The sequence below is a fragment of the Acinetobacter rudis genome, from assembly GCF_031157835.1.
Classification (GTDB): domain Bacteria; phylum Pseudomonadota; class Gammaproteobacteria; order Pseudomonadales; family Moraxellaceae; genus Acinetobacter; species Acinetobacter rudis_A.
Genome location: NZ_JAVIDR010000015.1, coordinates 57,632 through 76,965, shown reverse-complemented (window position 1 = coordinate 76,965; position 19,334 = coordinate 57,632). Strand labels below are relative to the sequence as shown.

The window sequence follows — 19,334 nt, the reverse complement described above, 5'->3', positions numbered from 1 at the left end:
AAATTATAGCAATTTAATATACCAAAAGCCTTATAGCATAAGGTTAAGCGACGAAATGTGTCATATGGCTTACGCCAATCGCTTATATCCTCATCCTGAACGATGAGGTTTTACGCTCCATCGGATAAAAAAAACCGTAGTATTTAAATACTACGGTTTTTTAAACAAATTGAATTTAGTGAGTTAATACAGCTAATAATTGTGCTTTATCGAGTTGAGAAGCCTCAGCATCACGACGACCTTTATACTCAAAAGTACCTGCATCCAAACCTTTTTCCCCAATCACGATACGGTGAGGAATACCCATTAACTCAAGGTCAGAGAATTTCACACCAGGACGCTCATTACGATCTTCAAGTAACACGTCGTAACCTGCAGCTTGCAACTCAGCATAGAGTGCTTCAGCAGCTTCGAGGGTACGTGGTGATTTATGCGCATTCATTGGCACAATTGCAACATCGAATGGTGCGATAGCCGCTGGCCAAATGATTCCCTTTTCATCAAAGTTTTGTTCAATTGCAGCAGCAACAACACGTGTTACCCCAATACCATAGCATCCCATAGTAACGATGCAAGGTTTACCATCTTCGCCAAGTACTTTACAGCCCAGCGCTTCTGAGTATTTTTGTCCAAGTTGGAAGATATGACCAACTTCGATACCACGTTTGATTTGCAGTACGCCTTTGCCATCAGGAGATGGATCACCATCAACGACATTGCGTAGGTCTGCTACCTCTGTGTAATTGGCATCACGTGTCCAGTTGAGGCCAGTGGCATGCTGATCTACAAGGTTAGCGCCAGCAACAAAATCAGAGAGTACTGAAGCAGCACGATCAACAATAACAGTAAGGCCTTTTTCAACTAAACCTTGTGGGCCAATAAAGCCAGAAATTAAACCTGCCTCAGCCATTTGAGCTTCAGTTGCAAAACAGAGTGGTGCAGCAATTTGAGGGTGTTTTTCTGCTTTAATTTCATTGAGTTCATGGTCGCCACGTAGGAATAGTGCAACGATTGGAGTATGACCATTTTCATCGGTTATACCTTGAACTAATAAAGCTTTAACTGAGTTTTTAGCATCAATATTTAAAAATGCACTGACATCAGCAATGGTTTTTTGTTCTGGTGTGGCAACCAATTTCATTTCTTGGCTTGCAGCAGCACGTTCACCAACCAAGATAGCTTCTGCTTTTTCAACGTTTGCAGCATAGTCAGATTCAGTTGAGAAAACGATATCATCTTCACCACTTGAAGCCAGTACATGGAATTCATGTGAGCCAGAACCACCGATTGATCCAGTATCTGCTTGTACTGGGCGGAAGTTCAATCCCAATCGTGTGAAAATTCGGCAATATGTGTCATACATGACATCATATGTTTCTTGTAAAGATGCTTGGTCGATATGGAAAGAATAAGCATCTTTCATAATAAATTCACGTGAACGCATTACACCAAAACGTGGGCGTACTTCATCGCGGAATTTTGTTTGAATTTGATAGAAGTTAGCTGGTAGTTGTTTGTAGCTTTTAAGTTCGTTACGTGCCATATCCGTAATAACTTCTTCATGAGTCGGTCCCAAGACAAAGCTATTGTTGTGACGGTCATTGAAACGTAGTAATTCTGGACCATATTCAACATAACGGCCTGATTCTTCCCACAGACTTGAAGGTTGTGTTACAGGCATAAGAACTTCAAGTGAGCCTGCACGATCTAGTTCTTCACGAATAATTGCTTCAACTTTATTTAACACACGTTTACCCGTCGGCAACCAAGTGTAAAGACCTGAAGCCAACTTGCGGATCATTCCCGCACGTAACATAAGCTGATGTGAAATAACCTCAGCATCGCTTGGGGTTTCTCTTAACGTTGCAAATAAAAAGCGACTCGCGCGCATGGAATCTTTCCTAGTGAGTAACGATGATGTTCAACCAAACAGGCCGATGCTGTTAGTAACATATGGCTGGCTGAATTTTAGTTGGACATTATTGCATGAATTGACATGTTGAGCCTAGAGGCGTGGAACAATTCATTATGATGATTGAAGTGACTTCAAGAACTATCTCGGAAGAGTAGAATTTTCTCATATTAGGAATAATGAGCACTTGAAAGAGTTTTCATTTGGTCAATACTTTTATATATTCAGTAAAACGCCAAGCAGTTATACTGCTAGCAGCGGTATTGGTGATGTGCTACATATGTGAAGGATCGAATTTCGATAGTCGCATTTTATCCAATGATCAAAGAAAACAAAGACTCACTGAGTATACTAATGACTTATAAGGTATGTGGCCATGGCTCGAATATTGATCGTCGAAGATTCACAAACTGAAATGTTTCGTTTTAGAGAGATATTACTTAAACATGGCTATGAGGTATTAGAGGCAAATAATGGTGCTGAAGGTGCTGCAATGGCTCAAGCAGAACTTCCCGATTTAATTTTGATGGATGTCGTTATGCCTGGTGTGAATGGCTTTCAAGCAACACGGCATATTTGTCGTACTGAATCTACTCGGGATATTCCGATTGTGATGCTTAGTAGCAAAGACCAAGATACTGACCGAGCATGGGGAATGCGTCAGGGGGCAAAAGCCTATCTCATTAAACCGATTGAAGAGGTAGAATTGGTGAGTGTGATTGAGCAGCTCTTGCAACAGGCTGTGCAGCATTCGCCTGAATAAAACGTATTTGCTTGTGTATGAAAAAAATAAAAAGCAGGTGTAAAATTAACAATAATATATTTTACAACCTGCTTAAGTGTTACTAAGCGAGTAACTGCACTAAAATTTCTTCATAAATTTCAGCCAATGGTTCTAAATCATCAATATTTACATGTTCATTGACTTGGTGGATAGTTGCATTTAAAACACCCAGTTCAAGCACTTGCGCGCCTGTAGGTGCAATAAAACGGCCATCAGATGTACCGCCACTGGTTGACAATTCAGCATCGACACCATTCACTTTTTTAATGGCACTTTTCGCTGCATTTACTAACTCACCTACAGGTGTTAAAAAAGGCAGCCCAGAAACATTCCATTGAATTTCATAGTTCAATCCATGTGCATCCAAGATATCAAGAACGCGTTGCTGTAAAATCTCGGCGGTAACCTCAGTTGAATAACGGAAGTTAAAAACAACTTCTAATTGGCCAGGAACAATATTTGTCGCACCTGTTCCTGCATGAATATTTGAAATTTGGAAGGTCGTAGCAGGGAAATACGCATTACCCTGATCCCAGACCGTTGTGCTGAGCTCATGTAATGCCAATGCTGCTAAATGAATTGGATTTGAAGCTAAATGAGGGTAGGCAACATGACCTTGCTTACCTTTAACGGTGAGTACAGCATTTAATGAGCCACGACGCCCATTTTTAATGACATCACCTAAAGTATTGGTACTAGATGGCTCGCCAACTAAACACCAAGTCATTTTTTCTTGACGTTTTTCTAATGTTTCAACGACTTTAACCGTGCCATTAATGGATGGGCCTTCTTCATCCGAAGTAATTAAATAAGCGATAGAGCCTTTGTGATTTGGATGTTTTGCAACAAAGCGTTCGGTTGCAACAATCATTGCTGCAAGTGCAGTTTTCATGTCTGCACTACCACGGCCATAAAGTTTGCCATCCACTATTTCTGGTTGAAATGGATCTGTTTGCCATGCATCGAGATTACCTGTAGGAACAACATCTGTATGACCTGCGAAACAAAAAACGGGTGCTTCAGTGCCTCGTCTTGCCCATAGATTATCCACATCATCAAAGCGCATATGCTCAATATTAAAGCCAATTTGGCTGAGTCGATCAGCCATAATGTTTTGGCAATTATGATCAATAGGCGTAACAGAAGGCTGGCGCAGTAGCTCTAGGCTTAAAGCGAGTGTATCGGAACAATTCATGAGTGAGATAATCTATAAAGCAACTTGCTGCTTATCATAGATGAAGATCTAGGCGAATCAAAATTGAAAATAGAAATGTGTTTCGGTAAAAGGTATAAAAAAAGCCTGATTTTTAGAGAAATTTCAGGCTTTTTTCGATTAAATATTGATGGTGTTACATCTTATTTTGGGTTTTTTCAGCTGTATTTGTTACAGCATTACCCGCTGAAGATACATCTTTCCCCACACCTTTGATTGTATTACAACCAGTTAAAACAAAAGCAAAAACAATTGAAGCTGCTAGGATTTTTTTCATCATTGATCTCCAAGTAATTATTTATTCTGATGAATGCTTAGGTTATAAGACCATACATTTCATTGAATATACAAAATTTAGTGAGTTGTTGTTACATAATTGTATGTTAATTAAACACTAAGTAATCAAGGGTGTAAAGACTGTTTTGCAAATTGTTGCCATAGTAGTGGGTTTTGATATTCAACTTGTCGAAACATGTAAGGAGTATCAGTATCACGATTATAGTAAAGACCATCACACCATAATACTGCGTCTTGTTGACCTTGTTCGTTATCTAAGCATAGCCATTGACTTCGAGCAATACGAAAATGATTTTGAGCAAATATTTGTGTTCCCCAATAGCCTAAACGTCGACTTGTATTAAGCCATACTGGAAGATTATGTGTGGTATGAAACAGGGGGAGAAAAAGTTGCCCTTTCATTACTGCAAAGCGTTGGTCAATTTGCATCTGTAAAGCCGTGGTAAATTTAAACTGTTGTTGAGCAAAGTGCTGTAGCTTGCGATATAAGGTGTCTTGTCGATTTAAACCATACCAATGATACAGTTGTGTATTCTGTTCGGCTAAGTAATATTTTAATGCTACTTCCCAATGTTCAGTATGTTTAGTTTCTTGATTGTAGATTAAGAAATCTAGTTCACCTAAGGTAGTTTTACCTTCAATGACTTGTAAACTGTGAGCAAGTAATTGGTAGGGGTGATAATCTTTGTCTAATAACCAAAACCAAATTAAATATTCAAAACGTAATCCCAAACGAGTACTTTTCAATTGATTAAAAAAGCGAATAAGGGGCTCTGGATTGAGGTCAAGTGCATATAGACGTGGTAAATAGTTTTCATAGTGTTGTTTCCAGACCTGATCACTATGCCAAGAAAAAGGGTGTTGCATTTGCAGTTCATGCGGGGTGGAACGTAAAAGGTTGGGGCTGGCAATAGCAAAGGCCAGTTGGCGAACAATAGCATTTTTAAACTGTAGCCAAGGTTCAAAATAATCTGACATATACACTGCTCTTAGAATTTGTTTTATAAATAAACACTATTGAAATTATCGCATGATCTGATACATCAGAGAGCATTTAAAAACCGATATACTATGCAACTCATTGAAGCTGAGTTGTAACATGAAAATCTTGTTTTGGCGTAGTCTAGTTGTGCTATTTCTAATTTTAGGGTTCATTGGTGCATTATTACCAGGCATGCCAACCACAGTTTTTTTAATTCTCGCTGCTTGGGCTGCATCAAAAGGATGGCCTCAAATGGATGCATGGTTATTAAACCACTCCAAATATGGTCCAACTTTAAAAGCATGGCGTGAGCAGGGAACAGTACCACGAAAGGCAAAATGGCTTGCAAGTATCATGATGTTTATCAGTGGAGTGATCATGTTGTTTACAAATGCACCACTTTGGGTAAAGATTTTTACGGATAGTACCATGTTGATCGTGGCAATCTGGCTATGGTTTAGACCTGAAGAAAAAAAATGCTGAATTGTGTGTTTAAAATATAGGCAATTTGTCACATAAAAAAGTTTGTTCTTCTCTAAACGAGCATAAAAAAATAGTTCGTATCTAGTCAAAAAATATACGAAAAATGCCAAAAAACACCAAAATCACCTATTTTTTAATCGTTCGAATCTAAAAAAGTGAAATCTAGCTGAAAAGCATTTGACACTCCGAGAAGTTTCTCTATAATGCACCTCACAAACGATGAAGTCGTAAGGGCGCTTAGCTCAGTTGGTAGAGCGTCTGCCTTACAAGCAGAATGTCGGCGGTTCGATCCCGTCAGCGCCCACCAAGCCTTTTCGTTAAAACCTTTAAGTGCAGCGGTAGTTCAGTTGGTTAGAATACCGGCCTGTCACGCCGGGGGTCGCGGGTTCGAGTCCCGTCCGCTGCGCCACTTAATAAGTTTTAATCTTCGTTTGCCACAATTGTGAATTGTGAAAGTGCAGCGGTAGTTCAGTTGGTTAGAATACCGGCCTGTCACGCCGGGGGTCGCGGGTTCGAGTCCCGTCCGCTGCGCCACTTTCTATATACACCTTTGAGGGCGCTTAGCTCAGTTGGTAGAGCGTCTGCCTTACAAGCAGAATGTCGGCGGTTCGATCCCGTCAGCGCCCACCACATTTAGTGACCTTACTTGATTCATATTAATGATTTAAGTATATAACGCAGCGGTAGTTCAGTTGGTTAGAATACCGGCCTGTCACGCCGGGGGTCGCGGGTTCGAGTCCCGTCCGCTGCGCCATTTTATAGTTTTAAGAATCAGTATTGACTCTTTCAACAAGATGGAACAAAATAACCCTGTTATTTTTCAGGGCGCTTAGCTCAGTTGGTAGAGCGTCTGCCTTACAAGCAGAATGTCGGCGGTTCGATCCCGTCAGCGCCCACCATATTTCTTCCTGAAAATATAAAGTTTAAAAATAGCTAATCGATCATGTATCGATTTTTTGCGTTTTTAACGGTTTAATTTGCTAAAAACACTAGAAGCTCGTCTAGTATCTCATTTGTGCTACAACCATTTAATATTCATTTAAAATCCAACCACTTAAATAAGCAAAATACTCTCTAAGCCAAGCATTGTATCGAATAGATAGCGGCGTTGTTGCACTTACAACAGTAATATCTTGATAACCCTGTTTACGTGCAATTGCTGCAGCACGTAAGGTATGAAAGTCGCTGGTTACGATAGCAATGCTTGAACTCGGGCTAAGATGATGTTGTTTTAAGATGCTCTGACTATTCTTTAGATTGAGTTCGGTACTCGTGCTCTGGTTTTCAAGTGCAATTTGTGCTGTAGCAATGTGGTGATGTTGTTGTAAGTAATTGGACATAACCTCAGCCTCACTATATTTTTTACCGTATCCGACACCACCTGTGACAATAATTAAGGCTTGAGGGAAGGTCTGGTGTAATTGTGCTGCTTGATCTAATCTGGCTGCTAATGCAGCTGTAGGCTGATCCTTAATAATGCCACTGCCAAGTACTAACATGGCTTGGATTTTCTCTGTGGGCTGAGTGTGTTGAATATTTTTTGCTAAATATATAAAAAATATAAATACGCTGATTAACCAAAATAAAAATGCGTATTTTCCATACCGATAGCATTTTTGAGCATTTGGATGTTGCTGTAATTTAAATTGAATTTTGTGATCATAAAGTGCATAACAACATAATCCTGCGCCAATAAGAATAGGGAGGAGTATGCCTAGATGAATTTTTCCATTAAAAATTAATATAGTACCATCAAGAAACAACAGCAAACCAAGTAAAAAAATGAGACTGCGGAGAAATAAGGCAGAGTGTTTTAAAAGTGACATCATGATTGGTGTTATTGTGTTGACGAATGAAATGCGGATGCAGCATAACAGTTTGTCAAAAATAAAAAAACTGAGTTATATAAACTCAGTTTTTTTATTTAAACAGATAGGGTGAATACTTTTTGCTAGTAAACATCTCGACGATAGGCTTTTTTCTCACGAAGTTGTTCAACTTTTTCTATGCCTAATATATCAATGAGTGCTTGATCTACATCGCGGGCCATACTTTGTAAACTACCACAGACATAAATGATAGCTCCACGTTCAATCCACTCTCTAAGGCGAGTGGATTGTTCACGTAATAGATGGTGTACATAGTATTTTTCTTGTTGATCACGTGAGAAAGCCACATCTAGATGTTGTAGCTTGCCTGTCTTTAGCCAGTCTTCGAGTTGATCTTGATAGTAAAAGTCACAGCTACGTTGGCGTTCACCAAAAATGAGCCAGTTATCATGGTCTTGATTTTCAATTCTTTGCTTGAGCAAACTCATCAAACCAGCAATACCTGTACCATTCCCAATACAAATAATAGGCTGATGTCCTGTAATAAGGTGGAAACTAGGGTTGGATCTTAGGTGTAGTTTGAGTTTTCCAGAAATTGGACAATGCTCTGTTAGCCAGCCTGAGCCTAAACCAATCTGATTTTGTTCATTATATTGCTGGCGTACAATTAAATGTAATGAACCTTGTGAGGGAATACTTGCTATAGAGTATTCGCGTGAGGGTAACTGTGGCAGTTGAGCAAGTACTTGTTCTAGATCAGGACTATAAGTAATCGGGTTGTTGAGGTCACGATCACATAAGCGTTGTTCTATTACATTTTGATCTTGATTTGAAAGCCATGGATACTGAGTTAAAAAGGCATGAATATGAGCCAAACTATTTTGCGGCTGAACTTCTGCAATATCTCCAGCTTCCCAATGCTGTTCATTCATTGGCTCAAGTTCAATGCGGTGTACAGCACTACCTAAACTATTTGGATTTAGGTGCTGACGATGTTTTAGTATCCAGTCACTGTAATGTTTTTCGAGTACGATCTGCTGCAACTCAGACGCTGTCACCATTGCTAGTGCTTGATTCCACTGCTGTATATCCTCTGGGCTTGCATTATTGACCTTAATGAGAGGAAATAAAGCTGTAGCACCATTTTGTTTAAACCAATCATAGAGTTGTTCGCCAAATGCACAGTAACTTTCAGCATATTCTTTAGAACCCAATGCCAGTACAGCATATTGAATTGAGTTTAGTTCCAAAGAGGTAGACATCATGTTTTTAACAAAACTCTGTGCCGTATCAGGGGCTTCACCTGTACCATAAGTACTTGCGATGAATAAAACATATTCAGCATTTTTTAAAGTTTGTGCTTTAAGTTGTTGAATATCACAAACCTCAACACATTGTTTGTTTTCTTTTAAGCTATTTGCAGTTAGCCATGCTAATTGTTCAGCAACACCTGTTTGTGAGGCAAAAACAATAAGCCAGTTGTTGGCATTCTCATCTATCTGTGTGGCTTGTAAAGCGTTCTTTGCACTAAGAACCTGTTTCTTCTGTTTACGACGTTTGAGATAGAGCATTAGTCCAGTAATAAAAAATAATGGCATGAGTAATGCAGCAATCATAAACATGAATTGCACAATAGAGCCAAAGAAGCTGCCCCGATGTACAGGCAGCATACTACTCATAATTTTTTCATTGAGTTTCTTGTCTTGATAAAGCTCTACATTGTTAAGTTGATTCAGCTCGTAGTTAAAGTTTGCTTTGTTGCGAGCACGTTCATGTTGTGGTGTTGCATCAACAAATGATATTTCTAGTAAGCCATCTGCTTTTTTCGGCAGTGTAAATGTGACGCTTGAATAGGGCTGCTGAATTTGTGTATTAAAGCCAGTCCATGTTGTTGCTAAGGCAGTAGCAGTTTGTTCTGGAGTTATCTTTTTAAAGTCTTTTTTACCTTTTTCTTTATTATTGTTGTCGGACTTCAATTGAGATGGGGGAGTAACATTAAGTACGTTATACATTCCACTACGCCACCAGTCATATGACCAAAACAAACCTGTCATTGCCATGATGAGGTAGAATACAACCATCCACGTACCTACGACTGCATGTAAGTCCCAGATAAAGTTACGCCCTTTAAGTTGTGGTTTAAGTGCAAGCCATTGACGTAGTGAGTGTTTTTTAGGCCAGCGTAGATAAATTCCGCTTAATACGAAAAAGATGAGTATTAAAGTGCTTGCACCAGTAATTTGTTTACCAACATCACCTAAAGTAAGGTAGCGGTGGAGCCGCTGGATAAATTGGAAAAATTCTTGTCCTTTAATCTCGGGCAAAATTTCAGCATTATAAGGATTGATGTAAATAGTCTTACCGCGTCGGGCACCTTCTTTTACAATATTAATGCTTGAACTGGCATTAGCTGCTTGTTCAATATTAATACTGTTAATTTGCATTTCTGGTTGTTTTTGTTGGAAGTGTAAATAAATTTGTTCTGGACTTAATTTATTATGAGACTCTACTTTGACGGTATAACTCTGTGGATTCATCCATTGCAAAATCTGTTGATCATAGGAATAAATTGCGCCAGTAACACCAATAATGGATAGGATTAAACCAGCAGTAATCCCTAGAAACCAATGTATTTGGAAAAAAATTTTTTTGATCATACAGATTGAAATTGTCGATGGAATTAATTGGCAAGATTATAACTGAATTTATTCTAGTTAATAAGTATTATCATTATCATTTTTAATTAGTAAGTGACTGCGAAAATCAGTAGAGTTGAATTTTGATGAAGATAAAAAGATACCCCACAATTTAATTTAAATTATGGGGTATCTTTTTGCATATTTATGACTTAGATATTTTTGGCTTGGCCAACAGTTTCATTGAGATGCTTACATAGTGTTTCGAATGAAAAGTTCTTGCTATTCATTCGCTTAGGTAAAATATATGCACCTTGCTGATCTTTAACTTTGAAGTTAACTAAAACGAAATCAGGTGTATTGTACCATTCGTAAATTTCTTTCCAAGAAACAGTCCCACGACCTTCTTGTAGACCCATTTTTTGGATCATGGTAATACCGTGAGGTTGAATACCGAGTTTGATGCCTTTGATTTCCTGCACTGGAAATTCATTCATTTTGCGTTTGACATACCATTCTAATCCAAAAGTACGTCCTAATAAGAATATTGCTACACAGACAATAGCTACCCAACAAATAATTGTAGAATAGTTTTGGATAAATATCAGTCCAAGAATAGAAATGAGCAGGACAGCTGCACAGATAATCCAGATTTTTAGACTAATTTTATTGGTACTGCGCCAAATCATAAGTTGAGCATTGCGTTGTTCAGCTTCAGATATTTCATAAGCGACAGGTTGTAAGGTATAGGCGTAAATATTTTTAGCAGTCATAAGATCAACAACAAATATAAGTGAAGCTCAGTTAAGTTTAACATTAATGCAGTGCATTCGTGGATAGATTCTAGCATGTATATGCGATTTATAATGGAGCAAATTCATCATTTTGTTCACTAGTATCGTGACTTAGATTCTGTTTTAGATTGCTAAAGCGTTGTAATACAGCAAACATAAGTGACAACTGTTGCAAAATAATGAGAGATTTACTTGGAGTTGTGTTCTCTTGAGTTAAACGGCTACGTATATTTTTGAGCATATTTTGGGTTGTTAAATTAGGTACTTCATCACGTAATAGGGCACCTTGAATATCATCTAAGGCTTGTTGGAGTAAGTCTAAGATTTCTTGATCTTCAATTTTTTCCCGATGTGCTCCTAGGGCTGCAATATAGCTAATAAATGTATGATTTAAACATAGAAATTCAAAGGCTAATTGTTTTTGCGTTGGGTCAAAATCAGGTTCGGTGACCAAAGTTGAAATAAGCGAGGCAACTTCAGCATCTGTGTTGTGAGCTGCTCGACGTACAATCCTATAGTTGAGACTATTATTGCGACCTTGTTGGTATTGTAAAACCACTTCGGCTAAATACTGGCACTGTGCTTCTAGGGTGCGGCGAATTGTACGAGGTAAACGTCTGAACTTCCAATCTGGAAAGATGAAACTCACACCAAACCAAGCAAGAGCACAGCCAATTAGGGTATCTGTAATACGTGGAACGAGTGCATCAAACCCCATTCCCCCTAAGTTGAAGTTAATGAGCGCCAAAATAGTCATAAATGCTGTTGCTTGTGCATATTGTTTTGAGCGCAAGTCAAAAAACAGCACACCACTTAATATCAGAAGAAGTAACTGTCCTTCGGTAGAAGGAATAAAGTATAAAATGGCAAAACCTAATATTACACCAGCAAGTGTTCCCCAAATCCTTAGTCTTAATCGCCGTTTTGTGGCATTAAAGTTAGGTTGGCTAACAAAGAGTGCAGTAAGTAAAATCCAGTATCCATAATTAATTTGGGCAATTTGAATAAAACTGTAGCCAATTAATAAAACAATCGATACGCGAATAGCATGACGAAATAATACCGATTCGGGTGTTAAATTTTGCTTAATCCGAATGCGTATATCATCCCAGCCCTTTAAGTCATCATCGCGTAGTTGCTGCTCTATATGTTTATGTTTTTCTAATTGAATATGACGCTCTGTTTCTAAGTTGCGCAGTTGAACATCTATAGATTTAAGGTTCTGATAAAGTGCTGTTAGCGCATTTACCCAGATTTGGTCATACTCTTGGAGCTTTTGCATTTCATCTAATGAATGTCTAAGGTTTTTAAAGGCATGGTTAAAGCGTGGGTTATGTATATATTGTTGGCGGTTTAAAATGCTGGCAGCAAGATCTCGGCAGGCTTTACCTTGCAAAGATAAAATTCGTTGGAAGCGGAACAGAATATCACTGTGTTCAAAAATTTTAGCCAGTTCTTGATAGTTAATGTGTGCGGAGTCGGCACGTTCATGAATATCTTGTGCAACAAAGTAATAATGTAGACTGGTTCGAGTATCGCGTTGACCACGGTCACCTTTTAAGCGAGTGAGTAGTGCAGTACGCATGTCATTAAAGATGCCAATTAGACGACCATTCTCAAGTGAAATGCTGATCATACTTTGCTGATAACTGTCAGCAGTCATGTCTACATCAAAAAGATTCGACTTGGCAAAGAGGAAATCACCTAATGAAGCATAACATTGAGATAATTTATCTTGTACTTGGCGTACGGGAAATAATAAGAAACTAATAGTGGCAATTAAACCATACCAAGCAGCGCCAGCGACTAGCAATAAAGGTTGTTTATACCAAACATCGAAAAGCTCAGTGCCTAGCATGGTATACACTGAAACGACTAAACATCCATAAGAAATCGTGGCATAGCGTCGACCAAGTGAACCCAATAAAATAAGTCCAATACAGGAAACAATTAACCCGATGGCAAAGAAAAAGGGATGCGGGAAAAGAAGTTGGACTGAGGCGGCTGTAATAAAAAAGCCGATATAAGTATAAAACAAATTAAGAATACGAACAGAAAAACGATCATCAATATCACTGAGACCTGCTGCAACCACACCAAGTGTGAGGGGAATGGTTAAAATTTGTTGATCTAAATAATAAGGCAGGAATGCTGTACCAGCAAAAGCAATGATCATGCGAATGCTATACATGAATGAGCTTTTATATGTTACTTGTTTTAATTTGGTCAGCCAGGTACTCAAGCTTTTATCCTTTATACTTCAATCTATCGCAATGCAGTGTTAAGGGTCATTTATCTACGTTGTTAAACATTTTCTCGCTCAATTTAATGAGACTAGATCAAAGTTGCTTGAGTTTGTTTAGGCTAAACAAAATCTCTGCATTATATGATCTGATAATGATGTTTAGGGTAATCTAAATGAAGTTTAATCAGCGCTAAGAATACTTGAAAAGAGTCGCTCTGAACAGCATAGCTAGACAGTGTTTCAGCCTTTTGATTAAATTAAATAAGACTAAATTTGATGATTATTGATACTGAATTTAAATATTATTTGCAGCAATATTTTGCGCATTGAAAATAAATATAGCTGTAGCCTTTTGATTTTATCTGAAAATTAACAAATAAAGCTGAAAAAATAAAAGTCATTATTAAGTTTAAATTAATAGTGTAGTGGTTATAAATTATCCGAAATGTTGATGTAAAAGTGATTATAGCGAAGTAAAGAGGAGTTTTTTAACAGAATTGTACAGTCGCTTTGAAGTATATCTTTATACCTTAGTCGTGTAATAAGTGATAATAGTATAAAATATATGTTTTTAACATATTGTTATTTATGATATTAATAATTTAATATCATAAATTGATGTTAAGTAATCAATAATTTTAGTGAAAATAGATTTTAATATACTGAATAAATTGTTAAATTAGCTGCGTACTAAATATATTTTGTTACTTTGTGATTGGTTAGTTTCTTTAAATATTGAAATGTATAAAAGTAACAGCATGATTGTATGGAACTTATTGGTCGTTTACAGAGTGGATTGTATTTAACGATTAACTGTTCTCAATAATTAGACACAGATGGATGTCAATGAATAGGGTTTGGAGATATTAATGAGTCAATTTCAACGTCGTCAGACATTTTTGAAAAAGGGACTTGCAGTTACTGTTGCTGGGTTAATGATGACTTCAGTACATGCTGCATCTGATAAAGATGAAATAAAACAACTGCGTGAAGAAGTACAAGCACTAAAAGCATTGATTCAGCAACAGCAACAAGTTCAGCAAAATCAACAGGTACAGATTGAACAATCACGTCGTGCGGCGGTGGTTGTAGCAACACCTACACAAGTAGCAGCTGTAACAGCGCCGGTTGCAAGTCCAGCATCACCATTGGCTTCATTAAAATCAAAAATGGGTGCTAATGTGAATCTATACGGTTCTGTCCGTGCTGATGCTGAATACCAGTTTAAAGGTGGTGATGGCATGTTTAACCGTATTAATGCGGTTGAACTCAATGGTGTGTCTGATGTGCATAAAGATCGCTTATACAGTACGGTTACTGCATCACGTATTGGTTTAGATTTTGTTGCACCAGTACAAGGCGCTGATGTTGGCGGTAAAATCGAGCTTGATTTCCGTGGTGGTAATAACAACGATACAGTACGTATCCGTCATGCTTATATGACATATAACAATTGGTTGATCGGTCAAACGACATCTTCATTCTTGTCTGGCGATACTCAGCCTGAAATGTTGGACTTCAATGCTGCTTTGGGTATAGGTACATTCCGTACACCAATGGTACGTTATAGCGATAAAATTAACGCAACAACTAGCTATGCAGTTGGCTTAGAGCAAGGCGACAACGCAAATCGTTTACCAACAGCAACTGCTAAAGTGTCGCATAAATTTAATGGTGACCAAGGTCTAGTTACTGCACGTGCGCTTATTCAGGAAGCACGTTTACGTAAAACGAATGAAGTTAAAGATGCCAGTGGTAACGTGATCACGCCTGCAACAACAAGTGATGATCAAACTGAATTTAGCTGGGGTGTGGCAGCAGGTGCGAAATACAATTTCACAGATCAATTATCTGTAACGGCTGACTATACACACTTAAAAGGCGATAAGACTTATTTACTTTATGATAAAGACATGGCCTTTAATAGTGCAAAAACTGATCTTAAGTTGATTGATCAAGATGCTGTGAGTGTCGGGGCTACATATCGCTTTAATCCGCAGTGGCGTACCAACTTGGGCTATGGCGCGATTTTCTATGATAAACAAGCTAAAGGCCAAAATGATAAATTGCAGCAAGGTTGGTTGAACGTCATGTATAACCCAGTTAAACCTGTGACTTTGGGTGCTGAGTATGTATATGGTGAACGTGATGTTACTATGAAGGATGATATTGACCGTGTAGGGCGTGATAGCCGTATAGGTGTGATGGCTAAATATGATTTCTAATCGTTAATCTAACATTAAGTAATCATGTGAAAAACCGAGCAATTGTATTGCTCGGTTTTTTTGCTATTTAAATAGAGGAGTAGTTGCATCTAGCTGTATTGTGAGAGTCGCAAATATTATGCGAAATAATAAAATTTATAAATTTGATCAAATATAGTGAAATATCATATTTTTTTTAAAATTTATAGAGTAAAAAATACCCATAAGTACAAAAAATTGTAACAATATGAAGTAAAATTACAAAATTTCTGCATAATGTGTCCTTCAAAAATATTCCGTTCAAATATGGGTTTAGTTAAAATTAGGATACTTGATCATTCATCTTAATTTACACCCTGATCCTTTGAACCCAATATCGATGAATATGATGTGTAGTAGATATCCATATTTCCTCGAGAGATCGGTTAACAATGAGTTGAGAGTGTTTTAAGCTGAATGTCAGCTGAGTCAACTTTTTATTATTAATCTACAGGCATTTAATATAAATACTGATTCCCACAACAGACATTACTTTTATTGGTTAAGTCGTTTTAGGGAATATGTGATTTTACCAAGTCTTTTTGTTTGTATTGCTCCAGGAATCTCTGACTAATATTTAGTCGCTATTTCAGAGATGGAAATCTAACCTTGCGTGGGTGACCAAACAAGAAATATTGAATCAAAATTGATGGATTTGATCATGGATTTTAAATTTAACGCTTTTTATACGCTCATTGCGGCCGTTATCGTTCTTTTACTTGGACGTTTTCTGGTTAACAAAATCGATTTTCTGCGACGCTATAACATTCCAGAACCGGTGGCTGGTGGTTTAGTTGCAGCTTTTATTTCTTTGCTGGTTCACAATATCTGGGGCTATAGCATATCAACAACTGCAGAGCTGCAAACCAGCTTTATGCTGATCTTTTTTGCCTCAATTGGTTTAAGTGCTAACTTTGCTAAACTCAGAGAGGGTGGAATTGGTCTTGTTATTTTCCTTGGTTGCGTATCTACATTTATTGTTGTGCAAAATACTGTGGGTATGGGCTTAGCTTCTTTACTCGGTTTAGATCCATTAATTGGTTTAATTGCAGGTTCAATTACGCTTACAGGTGGTCATGGTACTGCTGGTGCGTGGGGTGAAATACTTGAGACTCAACATGGTATTCAAGGTGCATTGGCTCTAGGAATGGCAAGTGCGACCTTTGGTTTGATTATTGGCGGTATTATTGGTGGCCCTTTGGCTAAACTTTTAATTAACCGTTATCAATTAGCTAATCCAGCAGCCAAGGGTACAACGAGCAATAATGATCAGCAGCCTGCAACAGAACAAGAATTTGTTCCTTTTGAAAACCCCCATCAAGTTCGTTTGATTACAGCAGATAACGCCATTACAACTTTGGGTATGTTTGCTGCGTGTCTAGCTTTTGCTGAGTTTATGACTGCATTTAGCAAGGGTACTTGGTTTGAATTACCAACCTTTGTTTGGACTCTAGGGGGCGGCGTAATTTTACGTAATGTCTTAGAAGGCGTGTTTAAAGTTAATATTTTTGACCGTGCTATTGATGTATTTGGTAATGCATCACTTTCTTTATATTTAGCAATGGCATTACTATCACTTAAGCTATGGCAATTGGCAGATCTTGCTGGGCCATTGGTTGTGATTTTAACAGCACAAACTTTGACAATGGGATTATACGCAGCATTTGTTACTTTCCGTGTTATGGGTAAAAACTATGATGCAGCAGTACTTTCTGCTGGTCACTGTGGATTTGGTATGGGAGCAACACCTACCGCTGTAGCAAATATGCAGGCAATTACAAATATGTATGGACCTTCACATAAGGCATTTTTGATCGTTCCTTTGTGTGGTGCATTCTTTGTTGATTTGATTAACGCTACAGTAATTCAAATGATTTTAAAATTTGTTGTGTAGATAAGCCGGCTATACAAATGCATGCTTAGCAAAATAAAAACATTAAAAACCTGATACCCAGTATCAGGTTTTTTATTTTTTGTTAGATAAATTTATTTATGTTACTGATTAAGCATGACGATTTTAAGAAAGATAACAGTAATTTTTTGTCAAATATGTTTAGATCGTTACTATGTCTATTTTATATTCTGATGCCATGCGAAGCTATAAGTCCTTTTGGTTGTGTATTGCAACACTTCTTCTATACAGTATTTGTGGCATAGCCATTGCTGATTCACAGTTAAGTAATGCAATGCCTGTGGGTTTACAAGAAGATAAACGAATACTTGAGCTTAAAAAAAATGTAGAAAAACCTGTGGTTGCTTTGGTACTAGGCAGTGGTGGTGCGCGAGGGTATGCGCATATAGGGGTGCTTGAGGCTTTGGAGCAACAAGGCATTAAGCCTGATTTTATTGTGGGTACGAGTGCTGGAAGTTTGGTTGGAGCTCTTTATGCGAGTGGTAAGAGTGCTGAGCAATTACATCAGATTGCTTTAGATTTAAAAGTGAATGATGTTCGAGATTTTAAAGTGGGTAAGCAGGGCTTTTTTGATGGTAAAAAAGTACAAGATTATATTAATAAATTGGTTGAAGGGCAGAGTTTAGAACATTTACGTATTCCAATGTATGTGGTTGCTACGCAATTAAAGAGTGGAGAAAAGGTCATTTTTAATCAGGGTAATACTGGTTTGGCAGTACGTGCTTCTGTCACTATTCCAAGTATGTTTGCACCAACATTGATTGCTGGTAAGGAATATGTTGATGGAGGGTTAGTCAGCCCTGTTCCAGTCAATATCGCACGTGATTTAGGTGCAGATATTGTGATTGCTGTAGATATATTAGCGCAGCCTAAATATACCGAGACTGGGAATATGTGGGGGTTATTTAATCAAAATATTAATATCATGCAGAAAACACTTGCGGCAGAAGAGTTAAAAAATGCTGATGTAGTTATTCAGCCTGATTTGCGTGAGAAACTTCATATTTTTGATATTAAAGGACGTGAAACAACTATTCATGCAGGTGAACTTGCTACCCAATTAAAAATGAAGCAAATTAAGAGTGTGTTACAACGCAATACTGATTTAAATGTCTCACAAGAAAAGTAGTATAACTTTAATATGTATGCAAACGATTTAGATACTGCCTATATTAAAGTAAATAGGGGGATATATTTGATAGGAATGAATCCCTTTTATACTTATTAATATTTATGCCTGAATAAATTTAAATATCTATAATTTACCATTTAAATGATAGCTAATCTCATTTAAATGACAGATAATGCTCCTAAAGTAGTATTTATTTAAATATTTTTATAATGACTAGCGTATAATAGCGCCTCCGTAAATATATTTTGTGAGTTTTAGAATGCCTCCACTGGATCCTATTGTTCCCATTGAAGATGATCAATCAGAATTAACAATGTCTGTCTTGATGACCCCAGAGATGGCCAACTTTTCCGGAAATGTACACGGGGGCACAATTTTAAAATTATTGGATCAGGTCGCTTATGCTTGTGCCAGCCGTTACTCTGGTTCTTATGTCGTGACTTTATCTGTGGATAAAGTGACTTTTAAAGAACCAATTCATGTGGGCGAGTTAGTAACATTTTTAGCAAGCGTTAACCATGTAGGACGCACTTCAATGGAAATTGGTATTCGTGTAGAAGCACAGAATATCCAGAAACGTACTGTGCGCCATACAAATAGCTGTTACTTTACTATGGTAGCTGTAAATGATGATGGCAAGCCAAAGCAAATACCCGCTTTAGATTTAGATACAGATTGGAAACGTTGTCGTTTTGATGCGGCAGAACAACGAAAAGCGATTCGTTTGGCTGAAATTAATCATAAGTCTTGCCGTATATATAAAGAAGATTAATATGCTAAATAGCATGATGCGTTAATTATCATGCGCTTTGATTGAAAGTTATACATTACAAGCCCTTGATTTTAAATTAAGGGCTTGTTGTTTTTTAGGC

At 37.7% G+C, this 19,334-nt stretch carries 14 protein-coding genes and 6 tRNA genes; 12 read left to right on the top strand and 8 right to left on the bottom strand.

The features are described from left to right. Positions 1-175: 175 nt before the first annotated feature. Complete coding sequence (locus RFH42_RS12690; RefSeq protein WP_308976038.1) at positions 176-1,891, bottom strand: proline--tRNA ligase; 1,716 nt, start codon at positions 1,889-1,891, stop codon at positions 176-178. 397 nt (positions 1,892-2,288) lie between these two features. On the opposite strand from RFH42_RS12690, the gene RFH42_RS12685 reads away from it, so the two are divergent. Continuing rightward, complete coding sequence (locus RFH42_RS12685; protein ID WP_308976034.1) at positions 2,289-2,675, top strand: response regulator; 387 nt, start codon at positions 2,289-2,291, stop codon at positions 2,673-2,675. 82 nt (positions 2,676-2,757) lie between these two features. On the opposite strand, the gene dapE is transcribed toward RFH42_RS12685, so the two are convergent. From dapE to RFH42_RS12670, 3 genes are all read right to left on the bottom strand, one after another. Next, positions 2,758-3,891, bottom strand: a complete 1,134-nt coding sequence (gene dapE, locus RFH42_RS12680) for a succinyl-diaminopimelate desuccinylase (protein WP_308976032.1) — start codon at positions 3,889-3,891, stop codon at positions 2,758-2,760. A gap of 154 nt (positions 3,892-4,045) precedes the next feature. Continuing rightward, a complete protein-coding gene (locus RFH42_RS12675; RefSeq protein WP_308976031.1) occupies positions 4,046-4,186 on the bottom strand; it encodes an entericidin A/B family lipoprotein in 141 nt (46 codons plus the stop codon). 125 nt (positions 4,187-4,311) lie between these two features. After that, on the bottom strand, positions 4,312-5,184 hold the full coding sequence (locus RFH42_RS12670; RefSeq protein ID WP_308976029.1) for a DUF1853 family protein: 873 nt from the start codon (positions 5,182-5,184) through the stop codon (positions 4,312-4,314). Between the two features lie 121 nt (positions 5,185-5,305). On the opposite strand from RFH42_RS12670, the gene RFH42_RS12665 reads away from it, so the two are divergent. From RFH42_RS12665 to RFH42_RS12635, 7 genes are all read left to right on the top strand, one after another. Next, on the top strand, positions 5,306-5,671 hold the full coding sequence (locus RFH42_RS12665) for a YbaN family protein (protein ID WP_308976028.1): 366 nt from the start codon (positions 5,306-5,308) through the stop codon (positions 5,669-5,671). A 231-nt stretch (positions 5,672-5,902) separates the two neighbouring features. Continuing rightward, positions 5,903-5,978, top strand: a tRNA-Val gene (locus RFH42_RS12660). Positions 5,979-6,003: 25 nt separating this feature from the next. Further along, positions 6,004-6,080 (top strand) — tRNA-Asp (locus RFH42_RS12655). A 48-nt stretch (positions 6,081-6,128) separates the two neighbouring features. Further along, a tRNA-Asp gene (locus tag RFH42_RS12650) sits at positions 6,129-6,205 on the top strand. 20 nt (positions 6,206-6,225) lie between these two features. Continuing rightward, a tRNA-Val gene (locus RFH42_RS12645) sits at positions 6,226-6,301 on the top strand. 47 nt (positions 6,302-6,348) lie between these two features. Next, positions 6,349-6,425: transfer RNA gene (locus tag RFH42_RS12640), tRNA-Asp, on the top strand. Positions 6,426-6,494: 69 nt separating this feature from the next. After that, positions 6,495-6,570: transfer RNA gene (locus tag RFH42_RS12635), tRNA-Val, on the top strand. Positions 6,571-6,699: 129 nt separating this feature from the next. On the opposite strand, the gene RFH42_RS12630 is transcribed toward RFH42_RS12635, so the two are convergent. The 4 genes from RFH42_RS12630 to yccS form a co-directional block, all read right to left on the bottom strand. Continuing rightward, complete coding sequence (locus RFH42_RS12630) at positions 6,700-7,500, bottom strand: YdcF family protein (protein WP_308976027.1); 801 nt, start codon at positions 7,498-7,500, stop codon at positions 6,700-6,702. Positions 7,501-7,622: 122 nt separating this feature from the next. Then, complete coding sequence (locus RFH42_RS12625) at positions 7,623-10,157, bottom strand: sulfite reductase flavoprotein subunit alpha (RefSeq protein ID WP_308976025.1); 2,535 nt, start codon at positions 10,155-10,157, stop codon at positions 7,623-7,625. A gap of 191 nt (positions 10,158-10,348) precedes the next feature. Continuing rightward, positions 10,349-10,909 (bottom strand): hypothetical protein, encoded by a 561-nt coding sequence (locus tag RFH42_RS12620; RefSeq protein WP_308976023.1) that lies wholly within the window; start codon positions 10,907-10,909, stop codon positions 10,349-10,351. A gap of 88 nt (positions 10,910-10,997) precedes the next feature. Beyond that, positions 10,998-13,172, bottom strand: a complete 2,175-nt coding sequence (gene yccS, locus RFH42_RS12615) for a YccS family putative transporter (RefSeq protein WP_308976021.1) — start codon at positions 13,170-13,172, stop codon at positions 10,998-11,000. An 872-nt stretch (positions 13,173-14,044) separates the two neighbouring features. Here yccS and RFH42_RS12610 point away from each other — a divergent pair. The 4 genes from RFH42_RS12610 (at position 14,045) to RFH42_RS12595 (ending at position 19,234) form a co-directional block, all read left to right on the top strand. Next, complete coding sequence (locus tag RFH42_RS12610; protein WP_308976020.1) at positions 14,045-15,400, top strand: DcaP family trimeric outer membrane transporter; 1,356 nt, start codon at positions 14,045-14,047, stop codon at positions 15,398-15,400. A 679-nt stretch (positions 15,401-16,079) separates the two neighbouring features. After that, positions 16,080-17,312 (top strand): sodium/glutamate symporter, encoded by a 1,233-nt coding sequence (gene gltS / locus RFH42_RS12605; protein ID WP_308976019.1) that lies wholly within the window; start codon positions 16,080-16,082, stop codon positions 17,310-17,312. A gap of 196 nt (positions 17,313-17,508) precedes the next feature. Next, entirely contained in the window at positions 17,509-18,459 is a 951-nt protein-coding gene (locus RFH42_RS12600; RefSeq protein WP_374990742.1) for a patatin-like phospholipase family protein, read from the top strand. A gap of 262 nt (positions 18,460-18,721) precedes the next feature. Next, positions 18,722-19,234: an acyl-CoA thioesterase gene (locus tag RFH42_RS12595; RefSeq protein WP_308976017.1), complete on the top strand. Its 513-nt coding sequence runs from the start codon at positions 18,722-18,724 to the stop codon at positions 19,232-19,234. Positions 19,235-19,334 lie beyond the last annotated feature (100 nt).

Bases quoted from the DNA above. Each gene is read 5' to 3' on its own strand.
- RFH42_RS12690 (WP_308976038.1), bottom strand. From the start codon at position 1,891: ATGCGCGCGAGTCGCTTTTTATTTGCAACGTTAAGAGAAACCCCAAGC.
- RFH42_RS12685 (WP_308976034.1), top strand. From the start codon at position 2,289: ATGGCTCGAATATTGATCGTCGAAGATTCACAAACTGAAATGTTTCGT.
- dapE (WP_308976032.1), bottom strand. From the start codon at position 3,891: ATGAATTGTTCCGATACACTCGCTTTAAGCCTAGAGCTACTGCGCCAG.
- RFH42_RS12675 (WP_308976031.1), bottom strand. From the start codon at position 4,186: ATGAAAAAAATCCTAGCAGCTTCAATTGTTTTTGCTTTTGTTTTAACT.
- RFH42_RS12670 (WP_308976029.1), bottom strand. From the start codon at position 5,184: ATGTCAGATTATTTTGAACCTTGGCTACAGTTTAAAAATGCTATTGTT.
- RFH42_RS12665 (WP_308976028.1), top strand. From the start codon at position 5,306: ATGAAAATCTTGTTTTGGCGTAGTCTAGTTGTGCTATTTCTAATTTTA.
- RFH42_RS12630 (WP_308976027.1), bottom strand. From the start codon at position 7,500: ATGATGTCACTTTTAAAACACTCTGCCTTATTTCTCCGCAGTCTCATT.
- RFH42_RS12625 (WP_308976025.1), bottom strand. From the start codon at position 10,157: ATGATCAAAAAAATTTTTTTCCAAATACATTGGTTTCTAGGGATTACT.
- RFH42_RS12620 (WP_308976023.1), bottom strand. From the start codon at position 10,909: ATGACTGCTAAAAATATTTACGCCTATACCTTACAACCTGTCGCTTAT.
- RFH42_RS12610 (WP_308976020.1), top strand. From the start codon at position 14,045: ATGAGTCAATTTCAACGTCGTCAGACATTTTTGAAAAAGGGACTTGCA.
- gltS (WP_308976019.1), top strand. From the start codon at position 16,080: ATGGATTTTAAATTTAACGCTTTTTATACGCTCATTGCGGCCGTTATC.
- RFH42_RS12600 (WP_374990742.1), top strand. From the start codon at position 17,509: ATGCGAAGCTATAAGTCCTTTTGGTTGTGTATTGCAACACTTCTTCTA.
- RFH42_RS12595 (WP_308976017.1), top strand. From the start codon at position 18,722: ATGCCTCCACTGGATCCTATTGTTCCCATTGAAGATGATCAATCAGAA.